This is a genomic window from Ramlibacter sp. (assembly GCF_041916345.1).
Lineage (GTDB): Bacteria > Pseudomonadota > Gammaproteobacteria > Burkholderiales > Burkholderiaceae_C > Ramlibacter.
Genome location: NZ_JAYRZR010000039.1, coordinates 1 through 23,011 on the forward strand (window position 1 = coordinate 1; position 23,011 = coordinate 23,011).

Sequence of the window (23,011 nt, forward strand, 5' to 3'; positions counted from 1 at the left end):
GGGCCGGCGCGGGCTGGGGCGCCGGCGCCGGTGTCGAGTCCACCGGGGGCGCGGTGACCGGCGGCGGCGGTGGTGGTGGTGGTGGTGGTGGTGGTGGTGGTGGTGGTGGTGGCGGTGGCGGTGGCGGCGGTGGCGCGGGCACCGTCGTGAACCCCATGGTGGCCCCCGTCCCGGTGTAGCTCACGCTGCCGGCATAGCCCGCGGGCAGCTGGGTCGTGGCGAAGGTGCCGCTGCGACTGGCCGCCGTGAGAAAGGCGAAGCTGTCGCTGGTGCTGGGGATGAAGGCGCCTGGCGTGGTCACGGCGAGCGTGCCGCCCAGGGTCGCCGAGCCGGTGACGTTCAGGCGGTCGAACCCCGATCCGGCGGTGGTGCCCTCGATCTCGATGGCCAGCGTGCCGCCCGCGCCCTGCGTGTAGTTGCCGGCAATGGTGAGGTCGCCGGGCGAGGCACCGGGTGCCACCGTGCCGCTGGTGTTGACCACGTTGCCCGTGACCGTGCCGCTGCCGCGCAGCGATCCGCTCGTCAGCGTGAGGCCGACACCGGGCACGGTGAGGCTGCCGCCGCCGAGCTGCAGCGTGCCGCCGCTGTCGGTGTAGCCGCCCCAGCCGCCGTTATTCATGTCGAGGCTGCCGCCGTTGACCCGCACGGTGCCCGCGTTGGTCAGGTTGCCGCGCAGCAGGCCCGTGCCACCGGTCTGCGTCAGCACCGCGCCAGCCTGCACCGTGGTCGTGCCCCAGAGGTCCAGGCCGGCCGCGGAGAGGCTGGCCGTGGGCCCGAAGGTGATGGTGCCGCCATCGGCATACAGCACCAGCTTGTCGTTCAGCGCATGCGTGCCGTTGAACGTCATGGTCTGGCCGGTCGCCTGGCGCAGGCCGATCACGCCGGCCCCGGCGCCGGTGGTGATGCTCGAGAAGATGGCGTCGGTGAGGGGGTTCGCGCCGACGTCGATGTACACGCTGTCGGCCGCGCTCAGCGTGAGCGAGCCCATCGGCCCCGACAGACGCGCCGCCTGCGAGGCACTGCCGATGCTGCCCGTGGTCGCGGTGATCGACGTCGCGCCCGTGGTGGACACCCAGCGCTCCATGCCGCTCGTGCCCTGCGAGTAGCCGCTGGCCGTGGCGTTGAAGCTGGCCGCCGTGAGGGTGCTGTTGAACTGGTCGAAGTGCACCGATCCGGTCACGTTGATGGTGATGTCGTCGTTGGCCGTCTCGGCCTGCCCGCCGAAGCCGGGTTGGCCGAGCGAGAAGACGACGCCGGAACCCGTCAGGGAGATCGATTGCGCGCTGCCCGTCGCCGTGCGGAGGTCGCCGAAGCGGTTGCCGCTGCACGACACGCAGTTCAGCCGGATGTTGCCCGCGGTGCCCGTGCCGGCGCTGCGCACGCTGCCGACCCAGGCCACGGAATAGTCGATGGGGTTGGTCAGGCCGATGCCGCCACCCGCGTGCAGCTGCCACTGGGGCGCACTGTGGTTCTGCTGGTCGAAGCCGACCGTGCCCGGCGACAGGTTGTCGATGTTGCCCGTGGCCGTGAACTCGGTGCGGTTGCCCCGCACCGTACCGCCGGTGAAGCGGATGTCGCGCCCGGCCGCCAGGGTCTTGATCGTGAAGTTGCGGTTGTTCACGCTGGCGTCGAAGCCGGCGGTGCCGTCGATGAGGACGTGCCCGTCCGCGGCACCCAGGTTCACCGGGTTGCCGGCACCACCGCCCGTGAAGGCGAGCTGGTAGCGGCTGGTCAGCAGGTCGCCGCCGAAGTGCGTGAGCTGGATGGAGCCCCCGCAGCTGGGAACCCCGCTGCTCGTGGCGCTCACGGTGCCGGTGCCGGGCCGCACGCCCACGGTGCGCTGGGTGCCGCCGCAGCCGGTGCCGGTGAAGGCGGAGCCCGTCAGCGAGATGGGGCCATTGACGGCCGAGGTGTCGAACATGACGGACGGCGTGGAAGGCCCGCCGCCGCCCGACTCCAGCTGCCCGGTGGCCTGCACGGTCACGCTGGAAGCGGTGATCGACTGGCCGTTGCTCACCGCGAAGTGGCTCGCGCTGTTGATCTGCCAATGGTCGTTGCCGGTCACGTTGCTCGTGACCTCCAGCGTGCCCGTGCCAGCGTGCCGGTAGGACACCGTCTGCGCCGTCGCGGCATCGGTGCTGACCTTGGCGCCGGCGATGGTGCTGGCGTTGCTGCTGCCCGCGGTGGCGGTGTATTCGAGGTGGATGTGGCCGGCAGCGCCGGCCGCCGTCGTGTTCGCGCTCCAGTTGTTCGTGGTCGACCGGTCGGTGAAACGGATCGCGCTGCCCGCGGCGCCGATGGCACCGGTCGTGGTGGTGAGGCCCAGGCTGCCGGCAGATGCCGGCAGCGAGAAGACGAAGTCGTTGGCCTGGGCGCCGCTGCGGCTGATGCTGGCGCCGTTCGCCTGGATGGTGTGCGCCGTGACCGTGGCGCCCTGCACGCTGATGGCGCCCGCCGCCTGCAGGCTGACGGTGGCGGTGCCAGCGAGCGTGATGTCCGATTGCACGCTGATGCCGCCATCCGCGCGCAGGGTCAGCGAGGCGCCGTTCGCCGTCGTCTTGGTGATGGGGGCGCTCACCGTGATGTGGCCGGCGTCGGCACCGGCACCGGCGGTGTCCAGCGTCACGCTGGTGCCCGCGTCGAGCTGGGCATTCAGCAGGTCCGCGCCCACCTGCGAGTTGCTGCCCGAGGGCGTGAAGGCGGTGGCGCCGCCGTTGGCCGTGAGGCCGTTGCCAGCCACGACCTCGATGTTGTACGGGTCCAGCAGCCAGGTGCCGCCGGTGGTGCCGGCCGGCCCGGCGGCGACGTCCAGCGACAGGCCGGCCACGTCGAGCGTGCGCTTGCCGGACGTCTCCACGAAGCCGCCGGCGCCGGCCCCCGCGCCGCGGGCCTGGAGGCGGCCGTTCGCGGCCGTGTGGCCGTCCGACCAGACGATGACCCGGCCGCCGTCGCCCTCGACCGTGGCGTCGGCGCGCACCGTGCTGCCCGGCTCCAGCACGGTGGCTTGCGACGCGGACAGGCCCGCCGGGCCGTCACCGGGCGCGCCACCGATGCGCACGCGGCCCCCGCCGCGGGCGCCGGATGCGTCGATGCGGGCGCCGCCGCGCAGTTGCACGGCCCGCCCGGTCACGTCGACGCCACCGCCGGTACCCGCATGGTGGGACGCGTCCACGACGCCCGCCACGTCGGCATCGCCCGCCGCGTAGAGCACGATGCGCCCGCCCTCCGCCCGCGCGCCCACTGCCTCGTCGCCTGCGGTGACGGCCGTGCTGAGCGTGCCCCGCTGCAGCACCTGCTGCAGGTGCGCGTCGCTGGCGACACCATCGATGCGCACGCGGATGGCCGGCATGTAGGCGTCCAGCAGCTCCACCGAGCGGCCGGCCGCCAGCACGATGGCGCCACCCGGCGAGGCCACGCTGCCGGTGTTGTGCACCTGCGGGCCCACCAGCGCCACCAGCCCGCCGCGCCCCTGGATCAGACCCTCGTTGCGCACCACGCCGGCGCCGGCGGTCGCATCGGTGAAGCGCAGGCGACCGGCGAGGAAGTCCGCATCGTCCAGCGCCAGCGAGGAGGCGATGAAGCCGGCGGTGTCGATGCGTGCCTGCGGTCCGACCAGCACGCCGTTCGGGTTGATCAGGAATACGCGGCCGTTGGACAGCAGCTCGCCCAGCACGCGCGAGGGCTGCGGGCCCGTCACGCGGTTCAGCACCGAAGCCTGGGCATGCGGCTGGATGAAGCGGGCCGCCTCCCCCGGAGCGATCGAGAAGCTGCCCCAGTGGAGGATGGTGCGGTCGGCCGTGCGCACCAGCAGCTGGGTGCCCTGCTGGCTGATGCTGGCGCTGCCCGACACCACTTGCGGGTGCTGCGGCTGGGCACCGGCGGAGGCCAGCCAGCAGGTGGCCAGCGCGGCGCTCAGGGCGCGCAGGCGCGGCGCGGCGAGTGGGTTGCGGTGGGTTCGCATGCGATGGCTCCCGTGCGTTCAGAAAGCGAAAGCGGCCGAAACATGCGCGGCGCCCGATTCGCGGGGGCCGCCGGTGCGCTGATGGACCGGTCGCGCGAGGTCCAGCCGCAGCGTCGCCGGGCCCCACTGCGCACGCAGACCCACGCCCACGCTGGCGATGGCGGTGCGCGCCAGCTCCAGGGCGGCTGGCGCACGGCGCCGGGCCGAAGCGGCGTCCACGAAGGCCGCGAGGCGCACAGTCGCCGCCGCGCCCGCCCCGTCGCCTGACGCCGGCCACAGGTTGGGCGTGACGGCCTCGACCTGCAGCCGCAGGCCGGTGTCGCCGGTGATGCCGCGGTCGGCGAACCCGCGCACCGAGCCCGCGCCGCCGGCGCTGAACTGCTCGCCGGAGACCAGCAGGTCATCGCTCCACTGGCCGTCCACGGTGGCGCTCAGGCGCCAGTCCGCAACCTCCCGCAGGGCCGAGCCGCCGAAGCGCAGCACCTGGTAGCGGGGCGTGGCCCCGGCGCGGCTGGCGGCGAAGGCCGCGTCGCCGCCATGCTGGCCACCGGGCAGGTTGGCGCTGAAGGAGACCCAGGCGCTGGCGGCCGTGGGTGCCTGCGGCACCGCCGGCCGGCTGACCGAGAAGCCGACCGTGAGCGGGCGCAGCGTCAGCGGCACGGCGAGGTTGACGCCACCGTAGAGGGTCTGGCTGTCGTAGTGGCGCCAGTCGGCGGCGAGGAACCAGCGCGGCTCCCAGCCGCCCTGGCGGTCCATCAGCACGGTGCCGCGCAGGCTGGCCGTGCTGCCGCGGCCGCGCACGGTGAACAGGTCCTGCACGGTCCCGCTGTCCACGTTCGAGTGGCCCAGCGTGGCCTCCAGCCAGGCGCCGGCCGCCACCACAGGCACGCGGTAGCCCAGGCCGTAGATCTGCACGCGGCGGCTGGGCCAGGGCGTGAAGCGGCTGGGGTGGTCCGGGTCGTGCGGCGCCGAGATGACCTGGACGTTGAGCTGGTGACCCAGGCCCCACAGGTCGGCATGCCGCCAGGCGAGGCCGTGGCGCAGCTTGCCGGTGGCGTCGTCGCCCGTGTTGTCGAGGAAGGCGACCCAGCCCGAGGGCACGGCCTGCTCCACCCGCACCTCGGCATCCAGCGTGTCCGGCGTGGCGCCCGGCACGAAGGCCACCTGCACGCGCCGCGCCGGGCTTTCGTTGGCCAGCGCGAGCTGCCGGTCCAGCCGCGTGATGTTCGGCGGCTCGCCCTCGCGCAGGGCCGGCAGCAACGCGCGCCAGCGGGCGCTGTCCGCCGGCGCCACGCCGGCGATGCGGACCTGGCCGAGCCGCGGGTCGACCAGCACCATGCGGATGACGCCGGTGTCGGTGGCCTGCGCCGGGATGCGCACGCTGGCCAGGCGCCAGCCCTGGTCGTGGTGGCGCCGCTCGATCGCCGCGCGCAGCGTCTCCAGCTCGGCGAAGTCGATCTCGCGGCCGCGCAGCGGCGCCACGAGCGCGGGCCAGTCGACGCCAGGGCGGACCTGGCCACCGTCCAGCACCACGTCGGCGAGGCGGAAGCGGCTGCCCGTTGCCGCCGGCTGGGCATGGACCTGGGCAGCCACCACCACGGCCGCCAGCAGACCGGCGTAGGCTTTGCAGCGGGCCTTGCGCATCGGGACACCTCCTTTGCGCCGCCATTTTTCCGGCGCCCCGCCGGCGCTGTCCATAGGTTGATCGGCCTATGGCGGCCCGATCGCCACGGCCTATGCTGCGAAGGAATTCACGATCATGGAGACTTCGGGCGTGGACGACCTGGCGGGCTTCGGCATTCTTCTGGTCGACGACCACCCCCTGTTCCGCGAGGGTCTGGGGCTGGCGTTGCGGCAGCAGGTGCCTGCCCTGCGGGTGCTGAGCGTGGCCTCGCTGGAGCAGGCCGCGCAGATGCTCGACACCTCGGCGCAGAGCATCGACCTGGTGCTGATCGACTACCGGCTGCCAGGCACGGACGGCCTCGTTGGCGCCCAGCAGCTGCGTCGCAGGCACCCCGATGTCGCCTTCGCGCTCATGTCCGGGGCCGACGATCCCGGCCTGCCGCAACGCGCCCTGGCCGCGGGCCTGGCGGGCTACTTCCCGAAATCGCTGGAGGTGCATCACCTGCTCCAGGGCCTGCGTTCGCTCGCTGCCGGGGAGGCGCACTTTCCGGCCGCCACCAGCGCCACCACCGGCGCCAGCCCCCTCACCGGCCGGCAGCAGGAGATCGTGCGCCTGGCCGCGCAGGGCGCCAGCAACAAGGAGATCGCCCAGGCCCTGGGCATCGCGCCGCACACGGTGAAGAACCACCTGGCGCAGATCTTCGAGAAACTGGGCGCGACCAACCGCGCCCAGGCGGTGCTGATGGCCTACGTGCCGAACGCCAGCCCCCATGAGCGCCCGCCCCCATGAGTGAAACCGGCGCGCCCGCACGGGCGGTGTTCGAGGACAGCATTCGGGCGATGCGCCGCCCGCTGATGGACTCCGGCTGGTCGGTGCTGGCGGTCGCGGCCCTGCTGTGCCTGGCCCTGCTGCCCTACCACCCGGGCAGGCTGCTCGCGGCCTGGTTCGCCGGCGTGGTGCTGGTGCAGTACGGCCCGGGCCGGGCCATGGTGCGGCTGTGGCCGGACCGGGCGGTGGCCCACTCGCCGGCCTTCATCGCCCGCGTCTACACCGTGGGCAGCCTCCTGTCCGGCGGCTACTGGGGCCTGAGCGTGCTCGCCTTCCTGGACCCGGCCCACCCGGAGCAGCAGTTCTTCGTGGCGCTCTCCCTCGGCGGCATGGCCGCCAGCAACGTGGCGGTGCAGGCCTTCCACCCGCCCATGATGCGCAGCTACGTGATCAGCCTGGTGCTGCCTTTCGCCACCTGGGCGCTGCTGCAGGGCGACATGCTGCACACCTACCTGGGCGCGGGGATGCTGCTGCTGCTGAGCTACCTGCTCTACTTCGGCCACTTCCACGCGCGCACGCTGCGCCGCTTCATCGAGCTGCGGCACGAGAACGCGGCGCTGGTGGAACGCCTGCGCGAGCAGACGGAGGCGCTGGCGCGCGCCAGCCAGGCCAAGTCCCAGTTCTTCGCCGCCGCCAGCCACGACCTAAGGCAGCCGCTGCATGCGCTCGGCTACTACACCTCGCTGCTGCGGCCGGACGAGCACGATGCACCCCACGTGGCGCGCATCGCGCAATGCATCGGCTCGCTGGACGACCTGCTGGAGGGCGTGCTCGACATCTCCCGCCTGGACGCCGGGCGCATGCGGCCGACGCTGGCCCCGGTCGCCCTGCACGAGCTGGTGCGTCGACTGGCCGCGCTGTACGAGGGCTCCGCGGCGGCGCGCGGCCTGTCGCTGCGGGTCCACGCCCGGCCAGCCTGGGCCATCAGCGATGCGGCGATGCTGGAGCGGGTCGTGTCCAACCTGCTGAGCAATGCGGTCCGGTACACCCGGCGCGGCGGCGTGCTGCTGGCTGTCCGCAGCGTTGGCGGATCGGTCCGGCTGCAGGTGATCGACACCGGGATCGGCATCGAGCCGGCCGAACAGGACCGCATCTTCGACGAGTTCGTGCAGCTGAACAACCCGGAGCGCGACCCCTCGCAGGGGGTCGGTCTCGGCCTCGCCACCGTGCGCCGGATGTGCAACCTGCTGGATCATCCGCTGCAGCTGCGCTCCGTGCCGGGGCGCGGCACCCGCTTCACGCTGGTCCTGCCGGCCTGCCCGCCGCCGGCGCCGCAGGAGACGCCGGCCGGGGCGGCAGACACGCCCGCCGCCGCGGGGGCGCTCACGGGGCATGTGCTGGTGGTGGATGACCACGCGCTGGTGCGGGATTCGCTGGTGCACACCCTGTCGAGCTGGGGCCTGCAGTGCGACGGCGCGGGCGACGCCGCGCAGGCCCGTGCGCTTGCGCAGGGGCGCCCGTACGACGCCGTGCTGTGCGACTGGCGGCTGCCGGATGACGAGGACGGCTTGCGCCTGCTCGCGCAGCTGCGCGCCAGCCAGCCGGCGCTGCGGCTGGCCGCGCTGGTCACCGCCGAGGACGAGGCTTCGCTGGGCCAGGTCCCCGCCGAGGTGCCCGTGCTGCGCAAGCCGATCCGGCCGATCCGCCTGCGGGCACTGCTGAGCGCGCACCTCGCCGCGCCACCGGACGGCGCGCCGTGACGCGCCGGGGCGGGTTGGCTACACTGCCCCTTCCCCCGGAGACACCGCCATGAACGCCCCCACCGCCCTTGCCCATCTCGTGCCCGACGTCCACCAGCGCGAGGTGCCCGCGGCCCTGATCGACGCGCTGAAGGCGCGCTTCGCCGAGCGCTGCTCGACCGCGATGGCAGTGCGCGAGCAGCATGGCCGCGACGAATCGTCCTTCGCGGTGCCGCCGCCGGCCGCGGTGGTGTTCGCCGAGAGCACGCAGGACGTGGCGGACGCGGTCGCCCTGTGCGCGGCGCATGACACGCCGGTCATCCCGTTCGGCGTCGGCTCCTCGCTGGAGGGCCACCTGCTCGCGGTGCAGGGCGGCATCAGCATCGACGTCGGCCGCATGAACCGCGTGCTGTCGATCAATCCCGAGGACCTCACGGTCACGGTGCAGCCGGGCGTGACGCGCAAGCAGCTCAACGACGAGATCAAGTCCACCGGCCTGTTCTTCCCCATCGACCCCGGCGCCGACGCCACCCTCGGCGGCATGAGCGCCACCCGCGCCAGCGGCACGAACGCGGTGCGCTACGGCACCATGCGCGAGAACGTGCTGGCGCTGGAGGTGGTCACCGCCAGCGGCGAGATCATCCGCACTGGCACGCGCGCCAAGAAGTCCTCCGCCGGCTACGACCTCACGCGGCTCTTCGTCGGCAGCGAAGGCACGCTGGGCGTGATCACCGAGGTGACGCTGCGCCTGTACCCGATCCCGGAGGCGATCTCCGCCGCCGTGTGCAGCTTCCCCAGCATCGAGGCCGCGGTGCGCAGCGTGATCCAGGTGATCCAGCTCGGCGTGCCGATCGCGCGCGTGGAGCTGATCGACCACAACACCGTGCGCATGGTCAACGCGCACAGCAAGCTCACCCTGCGCGAGGAGCCGATGCTGCTGATGGAGTTCCACGGCTCGCCCGCCGGCGTGCAGGAGCAGGCCGAGACGGTGCAGGAGATCGCGGCCGAGTTCGGCGGCAATGCCTTCGAATGGGCCACCACGCCGGAAGAGCGCACCCGCCTGTGGACCGCGCGGCACAACGCCTACTTTGCCGCCATCCAGTCGCGTCCCGGCTGCCGCGCCATCAGCACCGACACCTGCGTGCCGATTTCGCGCCTGGCGGACTGCCTGCTGGATTCCGTGGCCGAGGCCGACGCGAGCGGCCTGCCGTACTTCCTGGTCGGCCACGTGGGCGACGGCAACTTCCACTTCGGCTATCTGCTGAACCCGGACGACCCGAAGGAGCGCGAGATCGCCGAGGAACTGAACCACAAGCTGGTGAGCCGCGCGCTGGCCCTGGGCGGCACCTGCACCGGCGAGCACGGCGTGGGCCTGCACAAGATGGGCTTCCTGGTGGACGAGGCCGGCGCTGGCGCGGTGGACATGATGCGCACCATCAAGCGCGCGCTGGACCCGAAGAACATCATGAACCCGGGGAAGATCTTCGCGCTCTGAATGGCGGTGAGCCGCTCAGCCCGTTGCGGTCTCGCGGGCCTGTTCGCGGCCTGCGCCTTCTGGCTCGCGCCCGCAGCGGCGCTCGCGGCTGACCCGCCGCCGTGCGATCCGCCGCAGGCGGTGGCCAGCGCCGAGCGCGTGATCGCCCCCCGCACCGGCGGGCCGGTCAGGCGGGAGATCATCACCCTGCCCGACCGCCTGGGCCTGCCCGAGCGCGCCGCCGAACTGGCCGTGCGCTACCGCATCGACACCCGCCTCTGCCAGGGTCGCGCCGATGCCGCGCTGCGCTTCTTCCGCGTCGGCGCCTCGTTCTCGGTCCGCGATGACCAGGGGCGCCCGCTCACGCTGCTCAGCACCGGGGGCCGCATCGAGCTGGCCGATGTGCTGCCGGCGCGGCTGCTGCCTGACCAGCCGGTGCACAACGGCCGCATCCCCTCGCTCTTCGCGCTGCCCGCCGACACGCAGTGGGTGGAGGTGACGCTGGCCGCGCCCAGCTACATCCCCTCCGGTCTCGTGCAGGCCGAGCTGGGCAGCGCCCAGGCGCTGCTGCCGCGTCATGCGGCCTCGCTCGAGAATGTGGTGGCCTTCGCCGACGCCGCCTCGGGCGTGGCCCTGGTGATGGGCGTGATGGCGCTGGTGCTGTGGCTGCCCCGCCGCGCCGACCGCGTCCTGCTGTGGCTGGCCATCGCCTGTGGCCTGTGGGGCGTGCGCGGGCTGGCCTACTTCAGCCCCACGGTGCCGGTGGCACCGCTGCTGTTCGAGCAGTTCAACCCGATCAACATCCTGCTGGCGCAGGCGGCGGTGGCGGCGGGCGTGATGGCGCTCATGCGGGTGACGCAGCGCCGGCTGCACCGGCTGCTCTGGGGCGCGACCGGGGTGTCCGCCGCGGTGCTGATCGTGGCCACTGCGGCCGGCGTGGGCGTCATCCAGACCCGGGCCCTCTGCTTCCTGGTGACGACCATCATCCTGCTGTCCCTGATCGTCGGGGTCTGGCGGCTGCGGCGGCAGTCCGGCTGGCGGCTGGCGCTGATGCTGGGCAGCCTGGTCACGCTGCTCGGCTGCGCGATGCACGACGTGCAGGTGATGACGGGCCGGCTGCCGGCGAGCGAACCGAGCTACGTGTTCTGGGGCTTCGTCATCCTGTTGGTCGCCTTCGCGGCGCTGTCGGCGCACTACGTGGTGGCCATGCTCAACCGCGCCGAGCAGACCAACGAGGAACTGGAGCGGCACGTGCGCGCCAAGACGGCCGAGCTGGAGCAGAGCTACGCGCGGCTGCGCGACCGCGAGCGCGAGTCCGCCCGCACGCAGGAGCGCGAGCGGCTGCTGCGCGACATGCACGACGGCCTGGGGGCGCAGCTGATGACGGCCCTGCGCGGGCTGGAACGCGGCGCCCTGGCACCGCCGCAGATCCGCCAGTCGCTGCAGGACAGCCTGGACGAGCTGCGCCTGCTGATGGACAGCACCGACATGGGCCACTACCTGCCGGGCGCGCTGGCGGCGTGGCGCAACCGCTGGGACCACCGCCTGGCCGCCGCCGGCGTGCAACTGGCCTGGCACATCGACGAGTCACTGGACGACGTGCAGCTGCCGAGCGACTCTGCGCTGCAGGTGATGCGCATCCTGCAGGAGGCCGTGACCAACATCGTGAAGCATGCGCAGGCGCGCCACATGACCCTGGCGGCGCGGGTCGAGGCGGGCAGCCCGCCGGTGCTGGCCATCGCCATCCGGGACGACGGCCGCGGGCTGCCGCCCGCGGCGGAGCGGCCCGGCGCGCGCGGCCTGAAGAACATGGCCCATCGCGCGGGGCAGATCGGCGGCGAGGTGAGCGTGCGGTCGCGCACCGACGCACCGGGCACCGAGGTGCTGCTGCGCGTGCCGCTGGCGGAGCCGGCTCAGGCCACCAGCCCGCGGCGCGCGGCCTCCATCGCCGCCTCGGCGCGCGAGGAGATGCCCAGCTTGCGGTAGATGTCGCGCACGTAGCTGCTCACCGTGGCCGGGCTGATGCCCAGCAGCGGCGCCACCTCGGTCGCGCGGTAGCCCTTGGCGATCAGCCGCAGAACGTCCACCTCGCGCTCGGTGAGCTTCACGTCATCGGTGGCACCCGGCCCCGGCAGGGTGGCCGCGACACGGAAGTGCCGCAGCAGCCGCAGCGCGATGGAGGGCGAGAGCGCCGGCTCGCCCGATTCGATGCGCCGCAGCTGCGCCATCACGTCCTCGCCGGGCTGCGACTTCAGGATGTAGCCGGTCGCGCCCGCGCGCAAGGCCGGGAACACGTGCGTGTCGTCGTCATGGATGGTGGCCACGATCACCACCGCATCCGGCCGCCTGGCCACCAGCTCGGCGATGAGGCTCTCGCTGGTGCCGTCGGGCAGGCCCCAGTCGACCAGGGCCAGATCATAGGCATGCGACTGCATGCGCAGCCGCGCCTCGGCCAGCGTGGCCGCGGTGTCCACCTGGCGCACGCCGGGCAGCGCGCGCGGCAGGATCTCGGCGAGCCACTGGCGCGGTTCGTCGAGGTCTTCCACGATCAGCGCACGCTCGAACCGCAGGGCCATGCAGTCAGTCTAGGCGAGCGCCGCGCCGCGCGCCCCCCCTGATCACGGGGTGCACGGCCCGGGGTGCAGGCCCTAAGCTGTTCAACATCTTCCACTGTCACCTGCGAGTCCCCACATGAACAAGACCCTGCGCCGTACCTCCCTGCTGGCCGCCAGCCTCGCTGCCGCCGGCCTGCTCGCCGCCTGCGGCGGCAACGACGACGACACCGCTGCGCCCGCCACGCCCACCACGCCCACCACCACCACGGTGTCCGGTTCGGTGGTGAAGGGCCCCGTCACCGGCGCCACGGTCTGCGCCTATCGCGCGGTCGCCGCCGGCAAGGGCGACCGCATCGGTGACTGCGTCACCACCGGCCCTGGCGGCGTGTACAGCCTGAACCTCGCCTACACCGGCGACGTGGTGATCGAGGCCAGCGGCGGCACCTACACCGACGAGGCCACCAACGCGACCAAGTCGCTCACCGACCCGATGCAGGTGGTGCTGGCCAGCCAGGGCGGCAACGCCACCGGCATCGTGACGCCGCTGACTGCCGTGGCCTACAGCATCGCCAAGTCCGGCACGGGCGGCGTGAGCAGCGCCTCTTTCACCAGCGCCACGTCGCAGGTGACCACGGCCTTCGGCCTGCCCAGCACGGTCAACATCACGACCACCGTCCCCAACGTCGGCACCGGCACGACGGATCCCTACGGCCGCCTGCTGCGCGCCGTGTCGCAGCTGGTGAATGGCAACGGCAGCACCGTCACGCTCGCCTCCTTCCAGTCCTGGGCCAATGCGGGCGGCCTGCAGGCGGCCTTCACGGCGGCGTTCGCGGCCATCAACGGCACCACCATCACGGTGAACTTCGGCGGCGGTTCGACCACCACGCCGACCACGCCGACGAACCCGACCACGCCCACGACGCCCACGACGCCGACCACCCCGACGACGCCGACCACCCCCACCACCAACAAGAACCTGGTGGTCACGGTCACCGTCAACGGCATCGCCGGCGCCACCATCAACGTCGGCAACGTGCCCGCCCCCAGCAACGAGAGCGAGTTCTGCGGCGGCATCCAGAACGACGCCACGTTCAAGCAGGCCACGGCGCAATCCGGCGGCACGCTGACCATCAACAGCTGCAGCTTCTCGGGCAACACCGGCAACATCTCGGCGACCGTCGCGATCACCTCGCCGATCTCGATGACCATCCCGTACAGCGTGCGCTACGTGTACCAGTAAGCAGGCCTGGGCCTGAAACGCGAAACGCGCCCCTCGGGGCGCGTTTTTCATGGTGCCGCCGCGGAGACGGTGATCACTCGCGCCGCAGGCGGTCGATCAGGCCGTTGAGCTCGTCCAGCGAGCCGAAGTGGATGGCCAGCTCGCCCAGCTCCTCCACGCGGCCATGGCGCTTCACGCGCTTCTTCACCCGCACCTCCACCTGCGCGGTGAGCAGGTCCGACAGCTCCTCCTCGATGCGCCGCAGGTCGCGCGACTTCTCCTTCTTGGGCTTGGGCGAGACCAGGCTGAACTCGGCGCCCAGCTTCTTCACCAGGCTCTCGGCCTCGCGCACCGACAGCTTCTTCTGCGCGATCTGGTTGGCGGCGGTGATCTGCGCGGCACGCTCCAGGGACAGCAGCGCGCGGGCATGGCCCATGTCCAGGTCACCCGCCATCAGCATGGTCTGCACCGGGTCGGCCAGGTTCAGCAGGCGCAGCAGGTTGGAGGCCGCGCTGCGCGAGCGGCCGACGGCCTGCGCCGCCTGCTCATGGGTCAGGCCGAAGTCCTTGATGAGCCGTTGCAGGCCCTGCGCTTCCTCCAGCGGATTCAGGTCCTCGCGCTGGATGTTCTCGATCAGCGCCATGGCGGCGGCGGCCTCGTCGGGCACCTCCTTCACCAGCACCGGCACGCTGTCCAGGCCGGCCAGCCTGGCGGCGCGGAAGCGACGCTCGCCGGCGATGATCTCGTACAGCGGCCGCTGGGCGGCACCGCCGTCCTGGCCCTGCTCGGCCCGGCGCTGGCGCGAGGCCTCGTCACCCAGTCGGCGCACGAGGATCGGCTGCATGATGCCCTGCGCCTTGATGCTCTCGGCCAGTTCGTACAGGGCGCCCTCGTCCATGCGCGTGCGCGGCTGGTAGGCGCCAGGCACCATGTCGGCGAGCAGCAGCGAGGCCGGCAGGCCGGGGTTGCCCGGCGCGGCGTCGGTGGCGCCCTCCTCCACCTTGGGGCCGAGCAGCGCTTCGAGGCCGCGTCCGAGGCCCTTGGGTTTCTTCGTGACCATGTCTGGCCGGTCCTTCCTGGTTCTTTCGATGGGCGCGCGCGGGCGCGGATCAGTCCTTCATCAGGTCCTGCAGCAGCACATGGCCCTCGGGCCAGCTCGCCAGGCCGGAATCGGCGTTGATGTGGCCGCAGTCGCCGTAGTCCATGAACTGGGCGCCCCAGGCCTGCGCGAAGCCGCGCGCGCGGTCGAAGGCGCAGTACGGGTCATTGCGGCTGGCGAGCAGCACGCTCGCAAACGGCAGGCGCTGCAGCGCAATGGGGGACCAGGTCGGGATCTGGTCGCGGATGGCCGGCTGCTCCACATCGCCCGGCGCGACCAGCAGCGCGGCCTTCACATGATGGGTGTGGCGTGAGTGCGCGGCCCAGGCCGCCACCAGGATGCAGCCCAGGCTGTGGGCAACCAGCACGGCTGGCTCGTCGCAGTCGAGCACCATGTCCTCCAGCCGGGCGACCCAGTCACCGCGCAGCGGCTTCAGCCAGTCGTGCTGCTCGACGCGGCGATAGCCATGGCGCTGCTCCCACAGCGATTGCCAGTGGCGCGGGCCGCTGTTCTCCCAGCCGGGCAGCACGAGCACGTTGCGGGGCTTCATCTGCTACAAGTCGGATAGCGATGGCGTGAGGATTGGTGCGCTTTGTGGGCCTACATGGCCTTGATGCGCTGGACCATTTCCTGGGCGAACTCGACAAACGCCTGGCTGCCGCGCGCGGACGGATCGAACACCACGCCCGGCAGGCCGTAGCTGGGCGCCTCGGCCAGGCGCACGTTGCGCGGGATGACGGTGTTGAACACCTTCTCGGCGAAGTGCGCCTTGAGTTGGTCACTCACCTGCTGCTGCAGGGTGATGCGCGGATCGAACATCACGCGCAGCAGGCCGATGATCTGCAGGTCCTTGTTGAGGTTGGCGTGCACCTGCTTGATGGTGTTGACCAGGTCCGACAGGCCCTCGAGCGCGAAGTACTCGCACTGCATCGGCACGATCACGCCGTGCGCCGAGCACAGGCCGTTGAGCGTGAGCAGGGACAGTGAAGGCGGGCAGTCCACGAGCACGAAGTCGTAGTCGGCGTCAGCCGCGGCCAGCGCCTGCTTCAGCCGGCGCTCGCGGCGCTCCACCTCCACCAGCTCCACCTCAGCGCCGGCCAGCTCCCGGTTGGCACCCAGCACGTCGTAGCCGCACTTCTCGCTGCGGGTGCGTGCCTCCGCGACCGACGCGGACTCGAGCAGCACGTCATAGACCGAGAGCGACAGCTTGCGCTTGTCGATGCCGGAGCCCATGGTGGCATTGCCCTGCGGATCCAGATCCACCATCAGCACGCGCTGCCCGATGCGGGCCAGGCCGGCCGCGAGGTTGACCGTGGTGGTGGTCTTGCCGACGCCGCCCTTCTGGTTGGCGATGCAGAAGATCTTGGCCATCAGCGGGCGCCCTCCCGCACCGCGTGCCCTGCCCGCGTCATCACTTGGCCACCGCCAGCTTGACGCCGAAGCCGATCAGGAACACGCCCGCCAGCTTTTCCAGCAGGCGGCCGATCATCGGGTTGGCGCGCATGCGCTCGGCCATGTGGTGCGTGAGCAGCACCACCGCCAGGCCGTAGGCGAAGGTGAGCACGGCGATGGTGGCCGCCATCACGCCGAAGGTGAGCAGCCCCTGATGCCGGGCCGGATCCACGAACAGCGGGAAGAAGGCCATGTAGAACACGATCGCCTTCGGGTTGAGCAGGGTGATGAGCGCAGCCTGCTTGAAGTAGTGGCGCGGCTCGATGTTCAGCACCGGCGCATCGCCAGGCTTGGCGGTGAGCATCCGGAAACCCAGCCAGGCCAGGTAGGCGGCGCCCAGCCACTGAACGGCATGGAAGGCGGCGGGGTAGGCGACCAGCAGCGCGGCCACGCCGGCGACCGCCGCCCACATCAGCACCTGGTCCCCGGCGATCACGCCGAAGGTGGCGCCGAGGCCGCCCGCGATGCCACCCTTGCCCGTGGACGTGATCAGGGCGAGGTTGCCCGGACCCGGAATGGCCAGGAAAACCAGGATCGCGACGACGAATGCGCCGTAGTCGGTGACGCCAAACATGCTTGCTGCCCTCCGGGGATGAAGGGCGAGTGTACCGTCAGGGCTTGGACGCGCGCCGCATCCAGACGATGCAACGCTCGGCATCCAGGCCCGGAACAGCGAGTGGTTCCACGTGAAACACCGCCACGTCCGCGGGCAAGGCGGCCAGTTCGGCCTCGGGGTGGCGCCCCTTCATGGCCATCCACACCCCCTCGGGCGCCAGCGCCGCGGACGACCAGGAGACGAAGTCCGGCAAGGAGGCGAAGGCCCGGGAGGCGATCACGTCGTACGGGCCGGACAGGTTCTCGACCCGTGCGTGCACACCCCGCAGGTTGGCGAGTCCCAGCTGCGCGCCGACCTGCTGGATGAAGGCGGCCTTCTTGCCCACCGTGTCCACGCAGTCCACCTGCCAGTCGGCCCCGCAGATGGCCAGCACCACGCCGGGCAGGCCGGCGCCGGACCCGACATCCAGGATGCGAGCCGCGCCCGGGCACTGCCGGCGCAGCGGCACCACCACCGCGAGGCTGTCCAGCAGATGCTGGGCCAGCATGTCGTCGGGGTTACGAACGGCGGTCAGGTTGTAGACCTGGTTCCACTTCTGGATCAGCGAAAGGTAATCCAGCAGTCGCTTCACCTGCTCGCCGGTCAGGGTCAGGCCGAGCTCGGCCGCGCCAGCGCGGAGCTTCGCTTCAACGGTCATGACAGATGCTTTCCGGGCGGGAGGTATGGGAGAGATGAGGACAGGGGGTCTCCGGCCGGCTGACGATGACCGCCCGCCGCGAGGGCGCAGCCGAGTGCGGGCGATGGCAGATGCCTCCCATCAGCCCGCCCCGGGTCTGGGCGAGATCCATACGCCCCCCTGGATGCCCGCGTGCGCGGGAATGACGGCATTCGCTCGTCGTCCTGGCGCAGACACGGACCCACGACTGCCCGATGGAGAGGCGCCCACCTTCTGGATCCCCGCCTGCGCAGGAATGACGAGATTCCCGTCATCCCCGCGAAGGCGGGGATCCAGAAGCCGTCAAGGCGCGAGGCGGCGGCCTTGGGCTGCGGCCTCATGCGGCCCGCTGCTCACCCGGCTGGTTGGCCGCGTCGGTGAAGCCCTTGAACTTGTTCTTCTTCAGGTGCACCAGCAGCAAGGAGATCGCGGCCGGCGTCACCCCCGAGATGCGAGAGGCCAGGCCCAGCGTTTCCGGCCGGTGCTTCGCCAGCTTCTGCCGCACCTCGATGCTGAGCGCGGTGACCTGCATGTAGTCGAGCTCAGGCGGCAGCTTCAGGTGCTCGAAGGCCGCCGCCCGCTCCACCTCGTCTTTCTGCCGCTCGATATAGCCGGCGTACTTGGCGCCGATCTCGATCTGCTCCACCACCGGCTCATAGAGGTCGCCCAGCGTTTCACGTGAAACATCGGCACTGGCCCAACGGCCGCCCTCCAGGCTGGCCAGCCCGGCATAGCGCACGTCTGGCCGGCGCAGCAGATCGCCCAGGTTGTATTCGTGGTCGATGGTCGTGCCCAGCACGCGCATCGCCTCCGCCTCGGACAGGATGCGCGGGTTCACCCAGGTCGACTTCAGCCGCTCGGTTTCACGTGAAACCGCATCGCGCTTGCGGCAAAAGGCAGCCCACCGTGCGTCATCCACCAGCCCGATGCGGCGACCGGCCTCGGTCAGCCGCAGGTCGGCGTTGTCCTCGCGCAGCTGCAGGCGGAACTCCGCCCGGCTGGTGAACATGCGGTACGGCTCGGTCACGCCCTTGGTGATGAGGTCGTCCACCAGCACGCCGAGGTAGGCCTGGTCCCGGCTCGGCACCCAGGCGCCCTCCCCCTTCACCTGCAGCGCGGCGTTGACGCCCGCGAACAGGCCCTGCGCCGCCGCCTCTTCATAGCCGGTGGTGCCGTTGATCTGCCCGGCGAAGAACAACCCGCCGATGGCCCGCGTCTCGAAGCTCGCCTTCAACCCGCGCGGATCGAAGTAGTCGTACTCGATGGCATAGCCGGGCCGCAGGATGTGCGCCCGTTCCAGCCCCGGCAGCGTGCGCACCAGCCCGAGCTGGATGTCGAACGGCAGGCTGGTGGAGATGCCATTCGGGTAGAACTCGTTCGTGGTCAGGCCTTCCGGCTCCAGGAAGACCTGGTGGCTGGACTTGTCGGCGAAGCGGTTGATCTTGTCTTCCACGCTCGGGCAGTAGCGCGGCCCCACCCCTTCGATGCGGCCGGTAAACATCGGGCTGCGGTCGAAGCCGGAGCGGATGATCTCGTGCGTGCGCTCATTGGTGTGGGTGATCCAGCAGGGCACCTGGCGCGGGTGCATCGCCGCCGCGCCCATGAAGCTGAACACCGGCACCGGATCCAGGTCCCCTGGCTGCTCCTCGCAACGGCTGAAGTCGATGGTGCGACCGTCGATGCGCGGCGGCGTGCCGGTCTTCAGGCGGCCCTGCGGCAGCTTCAGTTCCTTGAGCCGGGCCGACAGCGACACCGCCGGCGGATCGCCCGCGCGGCCCGCCGCATAGTTGTTCAGGCCCACGTGGATCTTGCCGTCCAGGAAGGTCCCCGCCGTCAGCACCACGGCGCGCCCACGGAAGCGGATGCCCACCTGCGTGACGGCGCCGACCACGCGGTCGCCCTCCACCATCAGGTCATCCACCGCCTGCTGGAACAGCGTGAGGTTCGGCTGGTTCTCCAGCCGCCGACGGATCGCGGCCTTGTAGAGAATGCGGTCCGCCTGCGCCCGCGTCGCCCGCACCGCCGGCCCCTTGCTGGAATTGAGGATGCGGAATTGGATCCCCGCCTCGTCGGTGGCGATCGCCATCGCCCCGCCCAGCGCATCGACCTCCTTCACCAGGTGGCCCTTGCCGATGCCACCGATGGAAGGGTTGCAGCTCATCTGCCCCAGCGTCTCGATGTTGTGGGTGAGCAGCAGGGTCCGGCAGCCCATGCGGGCCGCGGCCAGTGCGGCCTCGGTCCCGGCATGGCCGCCTCCGACCACGATGACGTCGAATTCTTCTGGGTAGAGCATGGGAGTGGCGCCGTCCCGGGCGCAGGGGGTCACGCAGTGACCGGATCGCAGGAAGGCCCGAATTCTACCGGCCACCCCCTTTTCGTGCCATGTGGTGGAATGCACCCATGAAGCTCCTTGTCTTTGCCGGCAGCACCCGCGCCCAATCCCACAACCGCAAGCTGGCCCGCGAAGTGGCGGCCATGGCCCGCGCAGGCGGCGCCGACGTCAACCACCTGGAGTTGGGCGACCACGACATCCCCATGTACAACGCGGATCTCGAAGCCCGGGGCACACCGCCCGACGTGCTGAAGCTCAAGCAGCTCTTCTTCGAGCATCCGGCCTGGATCATCTGCACGCCCGAGTACAACGCCAGCTACCCGGCCCTGCTGAAGAACACGCTGGACTGGCTGTCCTCCCCGGTCAAGGGCGATCCCGTCTGGGGTGACGACATGCGCTTCAGCCGCGGCAAGGTGGTCGGCGTGCTGAGCGCATCGCCCGGCGCCCTGGGCGGCATCCGCTCGCAGAGCCACCTGGTGCCGCTGCTCATCAACCTGCACTGCTGGGTGGCGCCGACCACCTACGCGCTCGGGCGCGCGCAGCAGGCCTTTGACGACGCAGGCCATCTGGTCGATGAAGCGGCGCGCCGCCGCGTGCAGGCCGTGATTGATCAGGTCCTCTGGGCTGCAGGCCGCCTCCACGCAGCCTGATACGCTATCGAAAAGAGAGCGTCTTGGATTGCCGACCCGGCTGTGGCGCCTGCTGCATCGCGCCCTCCATCACCTCCCCGATCCCCGGTATGCCGCAGGGCAAGCCCGCCGGCGTGCGCTGCGTGCAGCTCGACGAGGCGAACCGCTGCCGCCTGTTCGGCCAGCCGGAGCGGCCCGCCTTCTGCGGCGGGCTGAAGCCCTCGGCCGAGATGTGCGGCGATTCGCCGGCGGCCGCCCTCGCCTGGCTCACCCGGTTGGAGCACCTCACCCGCTGAACGCGGCCGGATCAGTCCCCTGCGAATCGCGCATCCCAGGCAAAGTGCTTCGCCGAGTAGATGCCGCGATAGAAGTGATCCAGCATGGCGGCGCGTTCCGGCCCCGGGTGCGAACAGCTCACCAGGCGCGGCGAGAAGTTGGCGAAGCCCGCCGGGTCGCTGGCCGGGCGATACGGCAGGGCCACGGTCAGCGACAGCAGCAGCGGTGCCGCCCCTTCCACCGGCGCCCCGCCCTGATAGACCCGCAACTCCACGATCAGCGCATCGCGCCGTCCGTTGGGCAGGTTGACGTAACCGTCGTAGTGCAAGGCCTGCCAGGGCCCGCCTTCCGAGTTCACCGCGAGGCGCCGCATCCCCTCGCTCACCATCTGCTGCAGGTCGCCGTTGCCGAAGGTCGCGAAGTCGATCAGCGTGCGCTGGCCGCCCGCCTGCGGCACCAGGCTCACCGGCCCCACCGGCGAGCCTTCGGCCAAGGTGGCGATACCCCAGGCACCGAGGAAGCCCGCGCCCTCCAGCGCGTCACGCAGCAGGGCCGGCAGGGACGCATCCGGCTCGCCACTGGGCCGCGGCACCGGGTCCGGCAGGCGCTGCCCTTCCTGCGTGAGCCGCTCGATCAGCCGGGCCGCGAAGCCGGCGCAGGTACGCTCGGGTTGCGGCGCGAACAGGCGCTCCAGCACCACCGCCGCCGGAAACACGATGGCATCGCCGATGACGCAGCCCGTGTCCGTCTCCAGCTGCTCCGGCACGCCGGGCATGTGCTGTGCCACCTGCGCGTGATCCAGCCATTTGATCGCGAAGGACCCGACGCGGGCGATGGTCGTGCCCAGGTAGAAGTTCAGCGCGACGATGAAGTTCACCGCCGGCTGCTTCTGCAGGAAGTCGCCGTACGCCATGCGCATCGAGCCGCGCAGCTCGCCGAGCATGTCGTCGATCTGGGCCAGGCTGGCCAGCGAGTAGTCGAAGCGCACCTTCTGCAGCTGCGTACGGAAGGCCAGGTTGTCCACCAGCGGCAGCCGCTCGGGCGTGAGCTGCTGCAGGTAGATGGCGGCTTGTAGGTTGCGGTCCATGCGGCCCCTTGTGACGGGTCGCCGCCACTATAGGCGACGCGCCCGCCAAGCCGCTCAGGCGGCGTCAGAACGGATAGTGACGCGGCGTCGTCTGCACCGTGATCCAGCGCAGCTCGGTGAACTCCGCGATGCCGGCCTTGCCGCCGAAGCGGCCCAGGCCCGATCCCTTGACGCCGCCGAAGGGCATCTGTGCCTCGTCATGCACCGTGGGCGCGTTCACGTGGCAGATGCCGGAGTCGATCTTGCGCGCCACGTTGAAGGCCCGCGCGATGTCCCGGCCGAACACCGCCGCCGACAGGCCGTACTCGTTGTCGTTGGCGCAGGCAATCGCCTCCTCCGTGCTGCGCACGCGCACGATGGCCTTCACCGGGCCGAAGGTCTCCTCGTGGTAGATGCGCATCGCGGGCGTCACGTGGTCCAGCAGCGTGGCCGGCATCAGCGTGCTGTCGGCCTTGCCGCCGCAGGCCAGCTTGGCGCCCTTGGCAATGGCGTCGTCGATGAGCGCGTTGCAGTGCTCCACCGTCGACATGCCGATCACGCTGCCCAGCACCACCGGCTCGGGCTTGCGCGGGTCGCCCAGCGGCAGCGACTTCGCCTTGGTCACGAACTTGCGCACGAACTCGTCGGCCACCTTGGCATCGACGATGATGCGCTCGGTGCTCATGCAGATCTGCCCGCTGTTGGCGAAGCAGCCGAAGGCCGCGGCATTCACCGAGTCGTCCAGGTCCGCGTCATCCAGGATGACCAATGGCGCCTTGCCCCCCAGCTCCAGCACCACCGGCTTCAGGTACTTGGCACAGGTCATGGCGATGATGCGGCCCACCCGCGTGGAGCCGGTGAAGTTGACGCGCCGCACCGCCGGGTGCGACACCATCGCCTCCACCACCGCGCCTGCATCGGCGGGCGCATTGGTGAGGTAGTTCACGACGCCGGCCGGGAAGCCCGCCTCGTTGAAGGCCTCGGCAATCAGCTGGTGCGTGCGCGGGCAGTTCTCGCTGCCCTTCAGGATCACGGTGTTGCCGCAGGCGAGCGGCGTGGCGATGGCGCGCACGCCGAGGATGATGGGTGCATTCCAGGGCGCGATGCCCAGCACCACGCCGGCCGGCTGCCGCACGCCCATCGCCAGCGAGCCCGGCACATCGGAGGGGATCACCTCGCCACTCACCTGCGTGGTGAGCGCCGCTGCCTCGCGGATCATGCCCGCCGCCAGCATCACGTTGAAGCCGGCCCACATGCCGGTGGCGCCGGTCTCGGCGGCCACCGCTTCCACGAACTGCGGCAGCTTCGCCTCCAGCTTGTCGGCCGCCTTCAGCAGCAGCGTGCGACGCTCGCCGGGACCGGTCTCGCTCCAGGTGCGGAACGCCTCTGCGGCCGCCTCCACGGCCATCACCGCATCGGCCGCGGAGGCCGCGGGCGCGCGGGTGGCCACGGTGCCATCCAGCGGGTTGCGGCGCTCGAAGGTCGCGTTCTTCTCGGCGGTCACCTTCAGGCCGTTGATCAGCATGGACAGGTCAGACATGTCGGT

At 71.3% G+C, this 23,011-nt stretch carries 18 protein-coding genes; 7 read left to right on the forward strand and 11 right to left on the reverse strand.

Translation table 11 applies throughout. The features are described 5' to 3' along the window. Together ACE3T5_RS11910 and ACE3T5_RS11915 are read right to left on the reverse strand one after the other, a co-directional pair. Positions 1-3,961, reverse strand: a 3,961-nt coding sequence (locus ACE3T5_RS11910) for a filamentous hemagglutinin N-terminal domain-containing protein (protein ID WP_374667843.1), incomplete at its 3' end; no start/stop codon positions are given. Positions 3,962-3,979: 18 nt separating this feature from the next. Further along, positions 3,980-5,605 (reverse strand): ShlB/FhaC/HecB family hemolysin secretion/activation protein, encoded by a 1,626-nt coding sequence (locus ACE3T5_RS11915; protein ID WP_374667845.1) that lies wholly within the window; start codon positions 5,603-5,605, stop codon positions 3,980-3,982. 115 nt (positions 5,606-5,720) lie between these two features. Here ACE3T5_RS11915 and ACE3T5_RS11920 point away from each other — a divergent pair, with 115 nt between their 5' ends. From ACE3T5_RS11920 to ACE3T5_RS11935, 4 genes are read left to right on the forward strand one after another with little or no spacing between them, the layout of a single operon-like run. Next, positions 5,721-6,374 carry a LuxR C-terminal-related transcriptional regulator gene (locus tag ACE3T5_RS11920; protein ID WP_374667847.1) on the forward strand — a complete coding sequence of 218 codons (654 nt, stop codon included), beginning with the start codon at positions 5,721-5,723 and terminating at the stop codon, positions 6,372-6,374. Further along, positions 6,371-8,113 (forward strand): ATP-binding protein, encoded by a 1,743-nt coding sequence (locus ACE3T5_RS11925; protein WP_374667849.1) that lies wholly within the window; start codon positions 6,371-6,373, stop codon positions 8,111-8,113. Before ACE3T5_RS11920 ends, ACE3T5_RS11925 begins: the two co-directional genes overlap by 4 nt. Before the next feature lie 49 nt (positions 8,114-8,162). After that, positions 8,163-9,587, forward strand: coding sequence for an FAD-binding oxidoreductase (locus ACE3T5_RS11930; protein WP_374667851.1), 1,425 nt, complete (start codon positions 8,163-8,165; stop codon positions 9,585-9,587). A gap of 6 nt (positions 9,588-9,593) precedes the next feature. After that, a complete protein-coding gene (locus tag ACE3T5_RS11935) occupies positions 9,594-11,552 on the forward strand; it encodes an ATP-binding protein (protein ID WP_374667853.1) in 1,959 nt (652 codons plus the stop codon). Here the strand turns inward: ACE3T5_RS11935 and ACE3T5_RS11940 are convergent. After that, entirely contained in the window at positions 11,480-12,142 is a 663-nt protein-coding gene (locus ACE3T5_RS11940) for a LuxR C-terminal-related transcriptional regulator (RefSeq protein WP_374667855.1), read from the reverse strand. The two genes, ACE3T5_RS11935 and ACE3T5_RS11940, sit on opposite strands and share 73 nt — an antisense overlap. 115 nt (positions 12,143-12,257) lie before the next feature. Here ACE3T5_RS11940 and ACE3T5_RS11945 point away from each other — a divergent pair, with 115 nt between their 5' ends. Further along, complete coding sequence (locus tag ACE3T5_RS11945) at positions 12,258-13,361, forward strand: hypothetical protein (protein ID WP_374667858.1); 1,104 nt, start codon at positions 12,258-12,260, stop codon at positions 13,359-13,361. 73 nt (positions 13,362-13,434) lie between these two features. Here the strand turns inward: ACE3T5_RS11945 and ACE3T5_RS11950 are convergent, their stop codons facing one another. The 6 genes from ACE3T5_RS11950 to mnmG all read right to left on the reverse strand — a co-directional run bounded on the left by ACE3T5_RS11950 (position 13,435) and on the right by mnmG (position 19,455). Then, positions 13,435-14,400, reverse strand: a complete 966-nt coding sequence (locus ACE3T5_RS11950) for a ParB/RepB/Spo0J family partition protein (protein ID WP_374667860.1) — start codon at positions 14,398-14,400, stop codon at positions 13,435-13,437. Between the two features lie 49 nt (positions 14,401-14,449). Continuing rightward, positions 14,450-14,989: an RBBP9/YdeN family alpha/beta hydrolase gene (locus ACE3T5_RS11955; RefSeq protein ID WP_374667862.1), complete on the reverse strand. Its 540-nt coding sequence runs from the start codon at positions 14,987-14,989 to the stop codon at positions 14,450-14,452. Between the two features lie 50 nt (positions 14,990-15,039). Then, positions 15,040-15,810, reverse strand: coding sequence for a ParA family protein (locus ACE3T5_RS11960; RefSeq protein ID WP_374667864.1), 771 nt, complete (start codon positions 15,808-15,810; stop codon positions 15,040-15,042). Between the two features lie 40 nt (positions 15,811-15,850). Continuing rightward, positions 15,851-16,465 carry a LysE family transporter gene (locus ACE3T5_RS11965; protein ID WP_374667866.1) on the reverse strand — a complete coding sequence of 205 codons (615 nt, stop codon included), beginning with the start codon at positions 16,463-16,465 and terminating at the stop codon, positions 15,851-15,853. 37 nt (positions 16,466-16,502) lie between these two features. Next, complete coding sequence (gene rsmG / locus ACE3T5_RS11970; protein WP_374667868.1) at positions 16,503-17,144, reverse strand: 16S rRNA (guanine(527)-N(7))-methyltransferase RsmG; 642 nt, start codon at positions 17,142-17,144, stop codon at positions 16,503-16,505. 355 nt (positions 17,145-17,499) lie between these two features. After that, complete coding sequence (gene mnmG / locus ACE3T5_RS11975) at positions 17,500-19,455, reverse strand: tRNA uridine-5-carboxymethylaminomethyl(34) synthesis enzyme MnmG (RefSeq protein ID WP_374667870.1); 1,956 nt, start codon at positions 19,453-19,455, stop codon at positions 17,500-17,502. Positions 19,456-19,562: 107 nt separating this feature from the next. On the opposite strand from mnmG, the gene ACE3T5_RS11980 reads away from it, so the two are divergent. Further along, positions 19,563-20,144 carry an NADPH-dependent FMN reductase gene (locus ACE3T5_RS11980; protein ID WP_374667872.1) on the forward strand — a complete coding sequence of 194 codons (582 nt, stop codon included), beginning with the start codon at positions 19,563-19,565 and terminating at the stop codon, positions 20,142-20,144. Positions 20,145-20,167: 23 nt separating this feature from the next. Then, on the forward strand, positions 20,168-20,419 hold the full coding sequence (locus ACE3T5_RS11985; protein ID WP_374667874.1) for a YkgJ family cysteine cluster protein: 252 nt from the start codon (positions 20,168-20,170) through the stop codon (positions 20,417-20,419). 11 nt (positions 20,420-20,430) lie between these two features. Here ACE3T5_RS11985 and ACE3T5_RS11990 read toward each other — a convergent pair whose 3' ends face one another. Together ACE3T5_RS11990 and ACE3T5_RS11995 are read right to left on the reverse strand one after the other, a co-directional pair. Next, complete coding sequence (locus ACE3T5_RS11990) at positions 20,431-21,486, reverse strand: hypothetical protein (RefSeq protein ID WP_374667876.1); 1,056 nt, start codon at positions 21,484-21,486, stop codon at positions 20,431-20,433. A 64-nt stretch (positions 21,487-21,550) separates the two neighbouring features. Next, positions 21,551-23,005, reverse strand: a complete 1,455-nt coding sequence (locus ACE3T5_RS11995; RefSeq protein ID WP_374667878.1) for an aldehyde dehydrogenase — start codon at positions 23,003-23,005, stop codon at positions 21,551-21,553. Between the last annotated feature and the right edge of the window lie 6 nt (positions 23,006-23,011).